Raw genomic sequence first — 17,103 nt, 5'->3', positions numbered from 1 at the left:
CCGTCTTTTTCCTGCAGGCTTACCCATACCTGCCCCTGTTCGCCGGTGTAGCGCAGACCATTGGTCAGCAGGTTGGTGACCACCTGCCCCAGCCGGGTGGGATCGCCCTGGACAAAGAGCGGTTTTCCCCAAGGAGTGAAGTGGAGCCCTTTGCCGAGGGCATCATACTGGGGCCGAATCGCTGCTACCGAACTCGCTATTAGACCTGTTAACTCCACAGTCTCAAGCTTGAGCTGGATTTTTCCCCGGCTGATGCGGCTCACATCCAGCAGTTCATCGACCAGCCGGACCAGGTGATCGACCTGCTGACTGATCAGGCGCACGGTTTGCTGTTGTAGCGGATCGGTTTCGTCCGTCCAGCTCAGCAGGCCCAGGCCCAGGCGGATGCTGGCCAGGGGATTGCGCAGTTCATGGGCCAGCATAGCCAGAAACTCGTCCTTGCGTTGGCTGGCTTCTTTCAGGGCCTGCGCCGTTTGTTTGCTTTCGGTAATGTCCAAGACAAATTCCACGTATTCACCCTCGCATAACCGTTTTCCGGCAAACAGCCCCCACCAGCGGCTGCCATCGGGTCGGATGAACTGCTTTTCATAGGGGGTGTTTTCCCCTTTAATGCGGTATTCCTGCTGGGAATTGAGGGAAACAGCCATGAACTCCTCCGGAATGAGCTGGTCCCAACCTACCTGACCGCTCACCAGTGCCTGATGACTATAGCCACTCATGCGCTCAAAGGCCTCATTGGTATCGTGGATGTTACCTTCTAAATCGAAGTAGATGACCCCAACCGTGTGGATGGATAGGGCCCGCTGCAAGCGCTCCTGGGACATTCTGATACTTTCCTCAGCCAGCTTGCGGTCAGTGATGTCAACCATCACCCCACTCATACGGATAGCCTTACCCTCGACTACCTCCGTCACCTGCCCGTGGCCATTCATCCAACGTATTTGGCCATCGGGGCGAATGATCCGGTACTGGGCATCATACGGGGTGCGCAGCTGGACGGACTGCGTCAGCTCGGCCTCGATGCGCCCGGCATCCTCGGGATGCAGAAGACTCGTAAACATCTGGGCGGATAAAGGTCCATCTTGCGGGGTTAGGCCCAGGAGTTGAAAGTGCTGCTCATTCCAGTACACCTGATTGGTGATCAGATCCCATTCCCACGTCGCCATCCGGGCGGCTTCGATGGTCAGTCGGGTGCGGTGTTGCTGCCGACGGAGGGCTTGTTCGGCTTGTTTTTTTTCGCTAATGTCAATGTTAAGCCCCAGCCATTTTCTTACTGACCCATCCGGGTTGAGCATGGGAGAGGCCCGCACGTTGGTCCAGCGCCAGCCCCCATCGGGCCGCTGCATGCGGTACTCGGCATTATAGGGACTGCGTTGCTGGACAGAGTGCTGCCACTGACGTTGAGCGGCAGCGCGGTCCTGGGGATGAACGGCGGAGAGCCAGCCCTGGCCCAGCCACTGCTCAAGGCTCTGGCCGGTGTAAGCCCGCCAGCTGGGAGAGTCGGTCACGACGTGGCCCTGGGCATCCGTTTCCCAGAAGGCCTGGGCAAACGATTCCAGCAGGGTCTGATAATCGTCGGCGGTGGTAGGACCAAGGTCCCCCCAAAACTCCGGTTGAGCAGAGGTGTTCATACGGCATGATAAGGATGTAGGCCATAAACAATCCACGGAGGGATCTGTTTAGCTGGCAAGGCAATTACAATTGTCATATGAAGAAGTAATTGAAAGGAATTAGGTTTATTAAAAGTGGAAGACCCCATTAGCCAAACGTGGTTGCAAAAAGATACGGCTTTTGACCTCGGATCAACTCATAAGCGTGTCGGGAGCGGCTAAAGATTCCCTAATCCGCTTAAGAAGAGGAAGTGATGCACCCAAATAGCCCAGTGATGCGTATAGGCTGTTGTTTGTTGCTGGAAGGATAAAAGGCGGCAGGCTTTGATCAAAAATCCATAGCCTCGTGACACCATCATGTCTCAAGGCAAATCCGGGCCCTATTCCGGGTTAGCGTGGCCGTTCAAAAAGTGGTATTTCAGTGTAATATACAGCGACTTATACCTTGACGGAGGCCGTTAACCAGTTTCGTATTATCTTTGAAAAACGCACTAACCAATACCGTTACGATTGAAATCCGCGCCGACACCGTTCAGTGGGCGCTCCCTTAGCAGGGTAGTCCTTCAAGTTTGGCGGATCAACACGACGGATTACCACGCTTTTGTATTGACAAAGTCAACCACACTGCTTCGGTTATGGAAACAGATATCAAGGAAGTCAAAACGCTCTATGACTTATACCGCCAGCTTAATGTGAGCGGAAACCTGGTGCAAAGTTCAGAGGTATTTACGATTCACAATCTGGTTGATATCGGGTTTAAGCTCCCCTACCGGTCCCAGCCGTTTCGACCCAATTACTTTTCCTTCCTATTTGTCAAAAATGGCGTGGGCGCTTATACCATCGATGATCAGACCTTCCATGCAGAGCCCTATTCCATTTATTTCACCAATCCTTCCAATTACCGTACGTTCAGCTGGGAAAAAATCGAAGAGGTGTATCTCATCACGTTTGACGAAGATTTTCTGAGAAAATACCTGCGGGAGGATGTGTTTGACAACTTTCCATTTCTGTTAACCGAAACGCTAAGCCCGAAAAACGCGACCCCATCGTTTTACGCGAAAGTGGAAGAAATCTATTTGTTGATGTATCGGGAATACCATGCCGGTGGCGCTAATAAATACAAAATTATCGGCAATCTGCTTTCGGTCTTGTTATTCTATATAAAGGAGTATTTCTGGGAAGAATACAACCCTATTTACGAGGGCAACCGGAAGTCACAGATTGTGAAATCCTTCAAGCAACTGCTTGAAAAGCATTACCGCGACTTAACCGTGGGGAAGATAGAGGTTGCTTACGGCGTCCAGGATTACGCAGCCGCTCAGGGCTTGCATCCCAGCTATTTCAGCAGTGTGATCAAAAGTAAAACGGGCAAACCCATTGTGCACTGGATTGGGGAAAAGACGACCTCCATTGCTAAATCGATGCTTCAGAATTCGCAGACCTCCATTAAGGAAATAACCTACCGGCTCGGCTTTTCCGAAACCGCCCATTTCAGTAATCATTTTAAGAAACATACCGGCATTTCGCCAACGCAATACCGGGAACACTACCAGAACGGCCAACCCATTTAAAATTTGCAACGCAAAGTGTAAAATGCGCAACACCCGGGCGGATGACGAGCATTACTTTTGTTCTGTACTTAAAAGTAACAGACAATGAAACGATTAGCAGAAAAAGTCATCCTGGTGACCGGTAGTTCCAAAGGAATCGGGGCTGCCATTGCCCAGCATGTTGCGCACGAAGGCGCTAAAGTGGTGGTCAACTACGCGGGCAGCGAGGCCGACGCTCAGCAGGTTGTGAATGCCATCAACAGCGACGGCGGTGAGGCCATTGCCATTAAAGCGGATGTCCGGAATTCGGCAGAAGTCGATGCGCTGTTCGAAAATGCAATCGCGCATTTCGGCAGAATTGATGTCCTGATCAACAACGCGGGTATCATGATTACCAAACCGATCCGGGACACGACCGACGACGATTTTGAGCGGCAGTTCGCTATCAACGTGAAAGGTGTTTTTAACACGCTCCGTAAAGCCACTACGCACCTGGCCGACAACGGGACTATTATCAACCTGTCCACCACCATCAGCCGCTTAATGGTGCCCACCTATGGAACGTATACGGCTTCCAAAACCGCCGTCGAACAGCTGACCCGCGTACTTTCCAAAGAAATAGGCCGGGGAATCAATGTGAACTCGGTTTCGCCGGGGCCAACCAATACTGCCCTGTTTGTGAACGGGAAGCCGCAGGAAGTGATCGACCGGCTTGCTGCCATGAACCCCTTTAACCGGATCGGCGAACCGGAAGACATCGCCCGGGTCGTCGCGTTTCTGGCCAGCGATGACGCCAAGTGGATCAACGCACAGAACATCGGCGTCAACGGCGGAATGGCTTAACCCAAAACGCACGCGTATAGTCACCAGCGTGCTTTCGCAACGCCTTCTTTTAACCTTTTCTCACCCATTTTGGACGATTCGCTTTGGCCTGTCAGCGTGATAGGACTATGGGAAAACCAGTGCCATTTAACAAAAAATACAATGGAAAATTTAAGAAATAAAACCGCTTTAATTACCGGCTCGGCCCGAGGACTCGGTAAAGCAATTGCAGAACGGTATGCGGCTATGGGGGCCAATATTGTCATCAATTATTCCAGGGACAAAAGCTCAGCCGATCAGGTGGTTTCCAATATCCGGGCCATGGGGGCGAATGTGATTGCCGTGCAGGCCGATATCAGCAAGGTCGCTGAAATTGAACGGCTATTTGAGGAGGCAAAAGAAGCCTTCGGAAAAATAGACATCGTGGTGGCCAATGCGGGTATTGAAATGGTAGAAACGCCCGTGACCGATTTTACCGAAGAGCAGTTTGACCGCTTGTTCGCCATCAACACCAAAGGCGCTTACTTTACCCTGCAAATGGCGGCTAAAACCGTGGAAGACAATGGCCGCATCCTCTACATCGCGTCCAGCACCACGGCTTTTCCAATACCGGGTATGGCCGTCTACGGCGGAAGCAAAACGACTCCTCGTTATCTGGTGGATGTGCTGGCCAAGGAGATCGGTCACCGGGGCGTAACCGTCAACTCCATCATCCCGTTTGCCGTAGACCATTCCGGGGTTTTTGTGGACCCAGACAGCTATCCGGACCTGCGCAGATCGCTGATCGAAAGTTGCCCGATGGGACGGCTGGCCGAAGTGGAGGATGTAGCCAACATCGCAGAATTCTTTGCCAGCAGCCTTTCCTCCTTTGTCAACGGTCAGCATTTACTGGTGAACGGTGGTGCAAACCAATAAAAAGTCCAGCTATGAAAATTCGGAATTACCTCTTTTGGGCCCTGAGCCTCGTCTGCACCGTCACAGCCTGCGGACAACGGTATAAAAATCACAACCACGATAACTCGGATAAGATGGATACTTCGGTGATTAAAAACAGAACGGTTAAAGAGGCCATTGACGCCTTTCAGTCCAGCGACGTACCGAAATGGCTTTCGCTTTTTTCGGACGATGCGGTGCTACTGGACGATGGCAAACCCAGGGATTTTAAAAAGTTCTCGACCAAAGCCATCCAGATTGAGAAGTTTACCAGCATCGATAAGGTCGAAGATAACGGCACTTCCGTCTACGGCCATTTCCACAGTGATGTCTGGGGGGATTTTAAAGCGTATTTCAAGTTTCAGTTCAATGAAGCGGGAAAAATAACTAAGCTGGAAATCGGACAGGCCAACTATTGAAGGGAGACAACACAATGAACACGGAAAGTAAGATTACGGAGGCCCGCATAAGCGAAATGAGCCCAATCGAAAAGGTCCTCTTTTTCTGGGGAAACGTATGGAGTCACCCGCACGACGTTGATCTGATCGACCTGCTGATGGTGGAGGATTTTGCGATCACCACGGCCGGCGAAGTCATCAGCGGAAGAGAGGCATTCAAAAATTGGGTGATCGCTTTTCTGAAGAACGTGAAGAACTCCCACCTGGAAAATCTGGACATTTTTGAAAGCCAATGCGGCACCAAAGTGGTTTCGCGCTGGAAACTCACGGGCCTGAACAATGGAATACTGGGGTTGAACCCGGATCAACGGCCAATCGAACTGTACGGCACCGCAATTTGGCTGATCAGAGACGGCAAATTAGCGCATAACTGGGTCGAGAGAAATTCGTTGGAGGTCTACAGGAAATTGCAGAACCCGGCTAACGGGTCTGACATAACGGCCTTCTGACATTTCTGCTCCGCTTGTAAGCTTCTTTTTATTTCTATTTCCAAAACCATTTTAACGTCATGATAATTAACCGTTTAAATACCGTAGCCGGAATCCAGATTCCAGACAGTACCATCGCCACCCAGGCTACCGAACTTTTGCTGGAACATGGTACCGAATTTATCTACAATCATTCCTTGCGCGTGTTTCTGTTTTCATCCCTGAACGCACAGCGCAGAAACCTGGCGCATGATTCGGAACTGCTTTATGTAGCGTCGGTCTTTCATGACCTGGGCCTGGTACCCCACTACAGCAGCCCGGACCTGCGGTTTGAAGTGGATGGAGCCAATGCCGCCCGCGACTTTCTGAAAGGGCACGGTATTGCCCCGGATAAGTTACAGCTGGTCTGGGATACCATTGCTTTGCACACCACCATCGGTATCGCCGAGCACAAAGAGAATGAAGTGGCGCTGATGTACAGCGGTGTTGGCCTGGATGTAATGGGAGAGGGTTACGAGCACTTAAGCGCTGGTCATCGGGAGGAAATTGTAAAGGCGTTTCCCCGCGACAATTTCAAGCAGAAGATTATACCAACCTTTTTCGGCGGTTTTGAGCATAAAACCGAAACAACGTTTGGGAACATCAAAGCGGATGTGTGCGCCTACATGATTCCCAATTTTCACCGGAAGAATTTTTGCGATTGTATCCTGCATTCTCCCTGGTCAGAATAATTCAAAGGGTTCATCAGAACCCTTTGATAACGATTTGCCGATACAGGGCGCATCGGCCGCAGGCGTTGGGGTGTTATGAGACCATCCCGACTTGAAGGCGAATGTCCGCTTAGTCTTTATACTTTGAGTTGGGTCGGTAAATAGCCTAGCTGCTCCTTAAAAACTTTGGTGAAATGAGACGGTGAACTATAACCAACCGCATACGCCACCTGCGTGACATTTAGCTTACCTGTTTGTAATTATAAATTGGCCGCCTGCTCCAGCCGAACCCGGTGAATAAACCGATTCGGACTCATCCCCGTTAGTGCATTTAATTTGCGGTTTAGCTGCGTGCGACTCAGGTTGGCCTGGGCGGCCAGCCAGTCGACATCCAGCGTCTGATCTTCCAAGTGAATCAGGATCGCCTGGCGAAGTCGCGACAGAAATTGGTCTTCTTTTTCCAGCAGCGACCGTTCTTCGCTGCTGACCTCCCCGTAAGCACGCTGGCTGGTCAGCCAACGCTGCCAGTTGGTACGGGTCCTTAAACAGTTCTTGACCCGTAACGCCAGTTCGGCTACATTAAAGGGTTTGCCCATGTAGTCATCCGCCCCAACCTCCAACCCTTTCATCCGGCTTTCAAAAGAAGATTTTGCCGTCAATAATAAAATGGGAATATGGCTCGTACACACGTCGGCTTTCAGGCGTTCAACCAGGGCGTAGCCATCCATTTCGGGCATCATAACGTCGCTGATAATCAGATCGGGTATTTGTTCCTGGGCCTTTTCCAACCCCAGTCTGCCGTTTTCTGCCACCAAAGTCCGGTAGCTACCCGCCAGAGAATCCACGACGTACTGACGCAGTTCGGCGTTATCTTCAACCACCAGCATTAGGGGGCGATTATCGTTTTGCCAGGCTATACCGTTTGTTGCCAGCACCGGAGTCTTCGGCGGTTCATGCTTTTGTGGGCTATCAAAAACGTGGGTTAAGTCCGCTTGATCTGCTTGTACGACCGGTTCGGTTGACCCATACCTGCATAACGGAATCGTCACGGTGAAAAGGCTGCCTTTGCCAACGGAACTTTCAACCCTGACCTCTCCGCCCAGCCAGGTGGTTAATTCTTTCACCAGCGCCAAACCAATGCCCGTACCCGAGTAGGCGCGGGTAGAAGAGGAATCCACCTGGTGGAATCGATCGAAAATCTGCTCAAGCTCCCGGTCGGGTATACCAATACCGGTATCAGACACCCGAATCACCAACCCAGGTGCGTTGGTTACCAGACACGCTACGCCTACACAACCGCCCGATGGTGTAAACTTCACGGCATTAGACAGCAGGTTATACACAATCGTTTCAAGTTTATCCTGATCGAACAGGTAGAGTTCAGCATCGGGCGACCCGTTCCAGGTCAGTTGAATGTGTTTCTGCTGGGCTAGTCCCTCAAATTGATTGACCACCTGCCGGATAAAGGCGATTGGTTCACCTAGCCGTTCATGACGATCCAGTTTGCCCGCATCGAGCTTAGCCAGGTCCAGGGTTTCGTTGATAAGCCGGAGTAACTGATGAGAGTTGTACCGAATGGCGCCCAGCCGATCCGTGGCCCGCCCGGAAGTGGGCCACTCATCCGCCAGTTGTTCGGTCGCGTTCAGGATGATCGTCAGCGGGGTTCGAAATTCGTGGGTGATGTTGGCAAAGAACTGACTTTTTATCTCGTCCATCCGACGTAACGTAGCGGCTTCAAACTCCCGGCGAGCCAGTTCCTGCCGTAGTTGCCGTCTTCGGTACATGTTACGCATCAGCCAGTACACTACCCCGGCGATGATTGTCAGCACGGCCACCCGGAACCAGACGGTTTTCCAGATAATGGGCTGCACTTCGATGCGCAGGCTCGCCGGTTTTTTTTGCCAGCCCGTAGGAGTTTCCCAATCAAGTAGAAAGTGATACGTTCCGGCCCCTGGCTGGTAGGTGGCTACCCCGACCCAGTCGTTATACGTGGTCCACTGCGGGCTAAAGCCCTCCAGCTTATAGCGGAAGATGCTCCGCCGGGAGTCGGCAAAAGGCGTAAAGCGGAGCTGCACAAAATCACCTTCCTGGATCCGAATCGTGGGTTGGCCTGTTGAATCCCGCTGATACCGCTTCTCCTGAACCTCTTCGTTCTCAATAAGCCGCGTCCCGTTGACAATGACGTCCAGCAAATTAAACGAAGGATTGGGCCGCAGTCGTTTCAACTCGTAGCGATCCAGCCGGTTACTGACCACTCTCACCCATAGCTGATCCGAGGTCCCATCCTGAGTCGGAGCAATGTAGACGGCAATGATCTTTTCGGCGGGGTGGGCAAAATCAATCCGTTCCAGCTGGCCCTGCGGGGTAATGCGGCAGACCATGAGTCCAACCGAAAAATAATCGTTTCCATACCGATCCGGAACGAATGTATTGGTCCATAGCTGGCTGGCTGCCGTGGGCAAGGGAAGACTGATTTTACGAATACGGCCGGTACGGGGGGTCAGTATCTGAATTTCGTTAATCATACCCAGCAGCACATCGCCATTGTCGCGAACCCGAATGGCCGTGATGACGATTCCGCCACCGATATGGGCCGTCTTTGCCGGGTCATAGGCATATTCCCGCCGTTGTCCGGTCTTGGGATCAAGTACGCTCAGCCCTGTCGACGTACTGAACCAGAGACTACCATCGGGGGCTTCTTCCAGTACATAAAATGCCCCCGGACGAAGTACCTGCTCGACGGTATGCGTACGCGGGTCCACCTTTAGCAGTCGTTGATCCGACAAGCGCAGCCAGAGCTTCCCGTGCCTCCCCAGATACAGCTCATCAACGCCCTGAGCCCGGAGGTATTGCCGAACCAGTTGACTCGTATCGGGCAACGGGGTGATTCGTTGCGCTACGGGGTTGGCATACAGGAGCTGCCTGGGTTTTCCGGACTGCTGCCGGGTAATCCAGATTGGACTACGGGAATGGGGGTGAAACAGTCGGTAGCGCTCGGTTTTGTTGGCGTCGTAATCCCGAAAACGGTGTCCATCATACGAGAGAGAGGTCCCATGACCGGATGCCCAGACCATAAACCGTTGCTCATCGGTTGGCTCACGATCGAATACGGAGAAGGCGAGTTTATTCACCTGTCGGGAAGGGGGGGGCAGCATGAATTGCTGGGCCTGTAGTTCCCCATGGCTGAGAACTATCAGGATTATAAGACGTCCTAAACGACTGAATCCGAGCGTCATGTTTTTTTGGGCGAACAGACTCTAAACTACCATTCTATTTCCTACTATCCAAGGTTTTTGGGCCTGCCATCGGGCTAAAATGGTTCAAATGCGCTAGAAATGGTTCAAATGTGTTAGCTATTGACAGGCATTCGGACGGAATTTTACCGCCCACCGCCTGGGCCCGTGGGTTGCACCGGAATGGCGCTGATAGTTTGTTTATTACTCCTGCGTGATTTTTTCTCTCAACCCTTAACTGTTTCTGTATGCTGATCTCTACGCTCCGTTTTGCTTTGTTAGCCGCCCCTTCTGGGGCCATCCGTTGGTGCGGGGTCGTCCTGCTGGTGCTGGGCGGCCTATCATCGCTGCATTCCTGGGGCCAATGCCCCCCGGGCACTGTATTCCTGGATAGTCAGGCCGATGTCAACAACTTCCCCCCCGGCTGTTCGAATCTGCCCGGTAGCTTAAGGATAGCCGGTGACGACATTACCGACCTAAGTCCACTTAGTAATTTGCAGACCATTGGTGGTTTCCTCTTGATCAGTGATAATCCAAATCTGGGTAACCTGTCGGGGCTCGGGAAGCTGACGAGCATCTCAGGGGGTCTAGACATTTCTACTAATGTCCAGCTGAGTGATATCAGCGCCCTGAGCCAGCTGACGAGCATCGGCAGGGGCCTCTTGATCAGTGATAATCCAAATCTGGGTAACCTGTCGGGGCTCGGGAAGCTGACGAGCATCTCAGGGTGTCTAGACATTTGTACTAATGTCCAGCTGAGTGATATCAGCGCCCTGAGCCAGCTGACGAGCATCGGCGGGAACCTCACTATCAGTAATAATCCAAATCTGAGCCAGTGTGCCATTCAGCCCATCTGTCAGTACCTGGATATGCCCCCGGGCAACGTCAATATTTTCAATAACGCACCCGGCTGCAACTCAGCCCAGCAGATACAGGAGCGTTGCAACCAGACCCCCATCCAGATCACCCACCAACCTCCAGCCAGCATCGGGCGCTGCGCTGGCGATACGGTGAGCCTGTCGGTGATCGCTACCGGCACCGATCCTCAGTACCAGTGGTACAAAGACGGCGCGGCCATCACCGATGTCTCCTCGGCCACCACCGCAACCCTGCTGTTAATGGACCTGCAACCCGCCAGCAGTGGCCACTACACCGTTCAGGTCACCAACACAATCTCCTCCCAGACCTCCAATCCCGTCTTGTTGACGGTGGATGCCCTTCCCGACCTCACGCTCACTTCCAACGGACCGCTCTCGGCCAGCCAGCCCATCGTCACCCTGACGGCCACCAAGATCGACGGGGCTAGCTATGTCTTCAGCAGCGGGACCGCGCCCGGTAGTATGCCCAACACGGCCACCGTTACGGCCCCGGGCCTCTACTCGGTCACGGTGACTACCTCGGGTGGCTGTCAGGCCAGTGACCAGACGACCGTGGAAGCCCAGGCGGGCAGCGTGACGAGCTTTGAGCTGATCAACACCAACACCGATCAGGTGATCAAAACCCTTTCGGATGGCGAGGTCATCAACCTGGCCCAACTGCCCACCAGCCGGCTGACCATCCGGGCCAACACCACGCCAGCTAATGTCGGCTCGGTGGTCTTCTCCCTCAGTGGCAGCATGACCTACTCCAAAACCGAAACAACGGCCCCCTACAGCCTGTTTGGCGACGACAACGGCAACTACGACCCCTGGAACCTAAAGGTGGGTTCCTACTCGCTGACGGCGACTCCTTACCTGGGAGCGGGGGGAACTGGGCTTATGGGTACGCCGATGACCTTGAATTTTATCCTTGTTAATCAGGCCAACCAATCACCCGTCGCCCGGGCGGGGGCCGATCAGACCATCACCATGCCCACCAACAGCGTGGTCCTGAACGGGTCCACTTCGAGTGATCCCGAGGGCGGGGCCTTGACCTACCAGTGGACCCAGCGCAGCGGACCCAATACGGCCAACCTGAGCAGTCCTACCTCGGTCAGCCTGATGGCGAGCAATCTGGCGGCTGGCACCTACGTCTTCCGGCTGACGGTGCGCGATACGCCGGGGGCGATGGGCTTCGATGACGTAACGGTACGGGTCAATCCCGCCCCCAGCGCCGGGCCGGTGATGGTCAGCTTTAGTTTGATGAATGCGGATACGGATCAGCCGATTCGAGTAATCACCAACAATGAGGTGCTGAACCTGGCCCAACTACCCCGCAACCTGAACATCCGGGCCAATACGAGTCCGGCTACGGTCGGTTCGGTGAAGATGGTGTTGAGTGGTCAGCAGAAGCGAACACAGACCGAGACGGGCGCCCCCTATGCGTTGTTTGGCGATAAGGATGGTAATTACAACAACTGGACGCCCACTTTAGGCAATTACACGCTAACGGGTACGGCTTACTCGGGAGCTTCGGCCAGTGGACAGGCGGGTACACCATTGATCCTCAGCTTTCGGGTGGTCAGACAGGCATCACTGGCTCGCCTGAGTGCCCAGGCCGATGAGGAAACCGTGCGGGCGTATCCCAATCCGTTCCGGACGGAGTTTACCCTGGAGGTCGTTAGGCAAAGCCCGATACCGGTAGGCGTGGTGCTGTATGATGGGGTGGGGCGTAAGGTTTATGAGCGACAGGTCGTGGGCTCGAAGTTGCTGATCCAGCCGGGTTCTGACTTAGCACCGGGGCTGTATCTGTTAGAGGTCGGCAAAGGCACTGATCTACAGCGCCGGAAGCTGCTGAAGATTCCTTAAGGGGTTGATTAAAGAAGATAAAAGTACACCGCCCGGTGCGTTTCACCGGGCGGTGTTTGCAGGGCAGGGAGATAGTTCCACTTTATCTATACAGACTCCCGGAAAGGAATCCTGTAAAGGACTGCATCATCAATCGATAGCTTTCGGACCCTGGTATTTCTCACCACCATCGGTCGGTTTAAAAGGCGGTAAGATATTGGCTAAGTTATGTGTATTCCCGTGGAATACCGTCACTCAATGCAGTTGGCTATTTCCGGGCCATACCGGGTCTATATCGCTAGAACGGCACAAGGGCGCTAGTCCAATTAACAGCAGAAGTGCAAAAACCAATTCATACGTATCAATACGTTATTCGCTAAACCCATGAAAACTAAGGAATCAATTCTCATTGTCGGCAGCGGTATTACGGCCCTGGTTTCGGCGTTGAAAGCCCTGGAACAAGGTATGGCCGTCACCATCCTGAGTAAATCGCCCTGCACCCGCACCGCGGCTGTCGATCAAGTATTTCAATCCTCCACCCACGATGGCTCCTTTAATCGCTACATCACCTCGACCGAAGGACACCCTTATCTGGACCTTGATGGGTACGTTACCCAGATGTACCCCGATATTGCCATCGATTTTGAAACGACCATTGCCCAGGGGGGAATGCTGGCTTTACCCCTGGAAGAATTCAGCCCGCAAACGCAATGTTTTTTACAGAAACGAAAAGCGCTCAACCAGTCCATTCGAAATAACCCGCAGGACTGGCTGGCGTATGAACGGCTATTTATCGAGTATGTGGCCGAAAACGTCTACAGCATGAAACTCTGGTATGAGCAATTAGCCCAGTTTCTGGACGAAAAGCCTGAATTGGCGCAGGAACTCAGCTTAAGCATTGGCATTCACCGGTTTTATGACGAAAAAAGCCTGTTTGAAAGCGCAAGAAAAACGCTTTCGGGCCAAGGAATGATCAAAGCTTCCTTTTACAATGACGAAGCCGTTAATCACCCCGAGTTCGCTGCCTACCGTTCTGGAATCGAGAAGCAGTCGTTTATAAAAGGGGGCGCACTGATCATGCACGGATTGGCCTTTAACATTAAGGCCGTCGTTGGGTTTCTGCTCGAGAAGCTGGAAAAGGCCGGGGTCCGTTTCCTTTTGGGGCCGGATCATGAAGTAACCACGATACGCTACGATTCCAGCCATCAGGTGGAAGGCGTGATTACGCGCGATGGGAAGGTGCATGAGGCCAAATATTTTCTGTTTCATGGGGGAGCTTATATGCAAACGGGGTTGCTTCCGGGCGACTTCGCTCACCCGCCCGTATGCGGTATGAAGGGCTTCTGGGCGCACATTACCGGAAAAACCGCCGAAAAAATTATCAGCGGTATGGGGCTGTCTCCTAAAGCCTGCAAAATTCACGGCGGCAAGATGCCCATTACCGTAGACGGCCAGGAGTATGTATCACAAGTTGCGGATTTGAACGTTCAGCCGGTTATCCTAACCAAGCCGAACGGTGAAACGGAGTATACTGTATGCATCGGTAGCGGTTATTTGTTTGTGGGCACCTATCCTTTCGAAGGCGATACCGATGTGCCCAAATCTTCTGCGCAAAGCCAGGAACGAATAAATGCAATCCGGAAAGCAGAGAAGCTGGCGATAGCCGGTTTCTGGGAGGTAGTCAGACGCGTGTATGATTTGGAGGTATCCTTTGAAGCGTGTCTGGCCCGAAGCCATCCGGATGTAAAGATTTTGGAGAAAGGATGCATTCGTTCGTGGAGCGTCGACGACCGCGAACTGCGCCTTGTTCAGAAAACGCGCCAGGGTGGTGTTATGCTTGTGCATGGTGGGGGCAATACGGGCAGTACGACCAAATCGATGTTTGAAAGTGTCGTTGCCATGAATTTTATCAACCAACTGGATGCCACCCATTCGGTTGGCGAGCTGGCAAAACTATACGAAAACGTTCGGAAGTCGTTGCGCACGCAGGCCGCCGGGCTTAATTCGGAAAGCTGGGTTACCTTAGAAGAAATCCTTCGATCGGCCCGTGATCAGGTTTCGGAGTTGAGTATACCCCATTGCTAACCGTAAGATGCAACCCAAAACCGTGGCTAATCATCCCAGACCAGGAGTGGGATGATTAGCCACGGTTTGTCAGAGGTAAAAATAGATAGCGTTTTAAGAAACGGATTCAAGGGCTCAGGTAAATCTGTCTGAATAATAAGGGGCTAAGACAAGTTTTGTCAGCTTTCCCGCTGCTGGAAGGCAATCGCACGGCTTTATTAGTACATTCGCAAAACCGAATGAGCCTGGGGAGTTTCCTCTTTACGTTATGTTAGATCAATACAAACAGCAACACTCGTACCTGGTGGCGCTGGATTCCATTATTTTCGGATTTGACGGCGAAAGCCTGAAAGTGTTACTGGTGAAACGGGGGGTGGAAGAAAAAACCTGGTCGCTGATGGGAGGCTGGTTACAACCTGACGAAAGTCTGGAGCAGGCTGCCAGCCGAATTTTGTTTGATCTGACGGGCCTGACCAACGTGTATCTGGAGCAATTACACGCGTTTGGTAATCCGGACCGTGACCCGATCGTTCGGACGGTTTCGGTGGCCTACTTTTCACTCGTGAAGATCGCTGATTACGAGTCGAAAATTTCGGGAGCCTTCCAGGCACAATGGTTTTCGATCTATGATCTGCCCCCGCTGCTTTTCGACCACGGCGATATGGTCGATCTGGCCATCAAGCGGTTGCGCTACAAAGCCGCCCAGCACCCAATCGGTTTTGAACTCCTGAACGAAAAGTTTACCATTCCGCAGCTCAAGAAACTCTACGACGCCATCTACAATACTGAGTTCGACAAACGCAACTTCAGCCGCAAAATCCTGTCGACCAACCTGCTGATCAAACTGGCGGAAAAACAGAAAGGGTTTTCGAAACGGGGTGCCTTTTACTATACGGTTGATACCGAGAAGTATCATCAGGTGGCGGATTCTTTTTTGAACTTTATCCCCAGTTAATTGAAGCTTTCTCCGAAGCCTTTCCGGATATAATTCTATTCTTCTTCCGAATAGGAAAATTTTTATCGAAAAAATATTAGTTGTCGTATTGACAATTAAAAAATAAGAATCAACTTTACGGCTAGTATAAAGTGTCAGCTTGACATGATTGAATAAAGGCTGTTTTGCCGGTGTTGCGGGGTGGTATTTACTACCTCTTCCTATCAAGGCAAATCAACGCAACTGGTGGAAACCCTTTTGAAAATCACTAAATTAATTCATCACCGTTTTATTAACGTATAACGTATGACAACCGTTGCACTGGGAGAAAAGACATACTTCAAAGGGATCGATACGATTTCGTACGAAGGTCCCAAATCGAAAAATCCGCTGGCTTTCAAATGGTACAATCCTGACCTGGTTATCGGCGGCAAAACCCTGCGGGAGCAGTTGCGCTTTGCGGTTAGCTATTGGCACACCTTCACCGGAGCGGGTGGTGATCCGTTCGGCCCCGGCACGCGTGTTTTTGACTGGGATCAGCACAGTGATGCTAATGTGCGGGCGCAGATGCGGATGGACGCAGCTTTTGAGTTTATTACCAAACTTGGTGTTCCGTACTACTGCTTCCACGACATCGACCTGGTGGAGGATGCTCCCACGGTATCGGAATACGAAAACCGTATGCAGGCCATTGTTGACTACGCCCGGCAAAAGCAGCAGGAAAGCGGTGTAAAACTCCTGTGGGGCACGGCCAACGTCTTCTCGAACCCGCGCTACATGAACGGGGCTGCTACGAACCCGGACTTTGCGGTGCTGGCCTATGCCGGAACGCAGGTTAAAAACGCCATTGATGCTACCATTGCGCTGGGTGGCGAAAACTATGTGTTCTGGGGTGGCCGCGAAGGGTATATGTCCCTGCTGAACACCAACATGAAACGGGAAGTCGAAAACATGGCCCAGTTTCTAACCCTTGCCCGTGACTATGCGCGCAAGCAGGGTTTCAAAGGGACTTTTTTCATTGAGCCCAAGCCGATGGAACCCACCAAGCACCAGTATGATTATGATGCGGCCACGGTCATCGGTTTTCTGCGGCAATACGGTCTGGACCAGGACTTTAAACTGAATATTGAAGTCAACCACGCGACGCTGGCGGGCCACACGTTCGATCACGAATTGCAGGTGGCCGCCGACGCCGGCATGCTGGGCAGCATCGACGCCAACCGGGGCGATTACCAGAATGGCTGGGATACCGATCAATTCCCCATCAATCTGTACGAATTAACGGAAGCCGCCCTCGTGATTCAGCAGGCTGGTGGTATCACACCCGGCGGGATTAACTTCGATGCCAAAGTCCGGCGGACCTCCACGGATCTGGAGGATCTGTTCATTGCTCACATCAGCGGTATGGATGCGTTTGCCCGCGCCTTCATTGTGGCCGATCAAATCCTGCGTGATTCCGACTACCTCAAATTCCGGGCGGAGCGGTATGCTTCGTATGATGAGGGGCCGGGGAAAGCATTTCGGGAAGGCCAGTTGACGCTGGAAGATTTGCGGAATTACACCCTTGAAAAAGGTGAGCCGTCACTCCGGAGCGGTAAGCAGGAATGGCTGGAAAGCCTGATCAATCTGTATCTGTAAGGTATGATCAAGTAGGCC

The 17,103-nt window shown here is 52.5% G+C and carries 12 protein-coding genes and 1 pseudogene; 10 read left to right on the top strand and 3 right to left on the bottom strand.

The features are described from left to right. Window positions 1-1,631 (bottom strand): PAS domain-containing sensor histidine kinase (locus LX87_RS26825; RefSeq protein WP_146624571.1); only part of this gene is annotated, 1,631 nt, incomplete at its 3' end. 614 nt (window positions 1,632-2,245) lie between these two features. Between LX87_RS26825 and LX87_RS26820 the strand changes: the two genes are divergently transcribed. The 6 genes from LX87_RS26820 to LX87_RS26795 all read left to right on the top strand — a co-directional run bounded on the left by LX87_RS26820 (window position 2,246) and on the right by LX87_RS26795 (window position 6,532). Further along, window positions 2,246-3,181 (top strand): helix-turn-helix domain-containing protein, encoded by a 936-nt coding sequence (locus tag LX87_RS26820; protein ID WP_111631395.1) that lies wholly within the window; start codon window positions 2,246-2,248, stop codon window positions 3,179-3,181. An 84-nt stretch (window positions 3,182-3,265) separates the two neighbouring features. Continuing rightward, window positions 3,266-4,003, top strand: coding sequence for an SDR family oxidoreductase (locus tag LX87_RS26815; RefSeq protein WP_111631394.1), 738 nt, complete (start codon window positions 3,266-3,268; stop codon window positions 4,001-4,003). A gap of 141 nt (window positions 4,004-4,144) precedes the next feature. Continuing rightward, the gene (locus tag LX87_RS26810; RefSeq protein WP_111631393.1) at window positions 4,145-4,897 is read left to right on the top strand and encodes an SDR family oxidoreductase; all 753 of its coding nucleotides are present in this window, start codon (window positions 4,145-4,147) and stop codon (window positions 4,895-4,897) included. Between the two features lie 11 nt (window positions 4,898-4,908). Beyond that, a complete protein-coding gene (locus tag LX87_RS26805) occupies window positions 4,909-5,334 on the top strand; it encodes a nuclear transport factor 2-like protein (protein WP_211325381.1) in 426 nt (141 codons plus the stop codon). 14 nt (window positions 5,335-5,348) lie between these two features. Continuing rightward, on the top strand, window positions 5,349-5,822 hold the full coding sequence (locus LX87_RS26800; RefSeq protein ID WP_111631392.1) for an ester cyclase: 474 nt from the start codon (window positions 5,349-5,351) through the stop codon (window positions 5,820-5,822). Between the two features lie 59 nt (window positions 5,823-5,881). After that, on the top strand, window positions 5,882-6,532 hold the full coding sequence (locus tag LX87_RS26795; RefSeq protein WP_111631391.1) for an HD domain-containing protein: 651 nt from the start codon (window positions 5,882-5,884) through the stop codon (window positions 6,530-6,532). A gap of 116 nt (window positions 6,533-6,648) precedes the next feature. Here LX87_RS26795 and LX87_RS29430 read toward each other — a convergent pair. Together LX87_RS29430 and LX87_RS26785 are read right to left on the bottom strand one after the other, a co-directional pair. Then, a pseudogene (locus LX87_RS29430) lies at window positions 6,649-6,759 on the bottom strand (helix-turn-helix domain-containing protein); the annotation flags it as partial. Between the two features lie 12 nt (window positions 6,760-6,771). Then, on the bottom strand, window positions 6,772-9,666 hold the full coding sequence (locus LX87_RS26785) for an ATP-binding protein (protein WP_170139479.1): 2,895 nt from the start codon (window positions 9,664-9,666) through the stop codon (window positions 6,772-6,774). A gap of 326 nt (window positions 9,667-9,992) precedes the next feature. On the opposite strand from LX87_RS26785, the gene LX87_RS26780 reads away from it, so the two are divergent. The 4 genes from LX87_RS26780 to xylA all read left to right on the top strand — a co-directional run bounded on the left by LX87_RS26780 (window position 9,993) and on the right by xylA (window position 17,085). After that, window positions 9,993-12,470, top strand: a complete 2,478-nt coding sequence (locus tag LX87_RS26780; RefSeq protein WP_111631388.1) for a PKD domain-containing protein — start codon at window positions 9,993-9,995, stop codon at window positions 12,468-12,470. Window positions 12,471-12,833: 363 nt separating this feature from the next. Continuing rightward, window positions 12,834-14,534 (top strand): FAD-dependent oxidoreductase, encoded by a 1,701-nt coding sequence (locus LX87_RS26775; RefSeq protein WP_111631387.1) that lies wholly within the window; start codon window positions 12,834-12,836, stop codon window positions 14,532-14,534. A gap of 247 nt (window positions 14,535-14,781) precedes the next feature. Then, window positions 14,782-15,468, top strand: a complete 687-nt coding sequence (locus LX87_RS26770) for an NUDIX hydrolase (protein WP_111631386.1) — start codon at window positions 14,782-14,784, stop codon at window positions 15,466-15,468. 285 nt (window positions 15,469-15,753) lie between these two features. Then, window positions 15,754-17,085 (top strand): xylose isomerase, encoded by a 1,332-nt coding sequence (gene xylA, locus LX87_RS26765; protein ID WP_111631385.1) that lies wholly within the window; start codon window positions 15,754-15,756, stop codon window positions 17,083-17,085. Window positions 17,086-17,103: the final 18 nt, after the last annotated feature.

Source organism: Larkinella arboricola, from assembly GCF_003259745.1.
Lineage (GTDB): Bacteria > Bacteroidota > Bacteroidia > Cytophagales > Spirosomataceae > Larkinella > Larkinella arboricola.
Note: the sequence above shows the minus strand (reverse complement) of the source record. Positions and strands in the feature narration are given on the sequence as shown.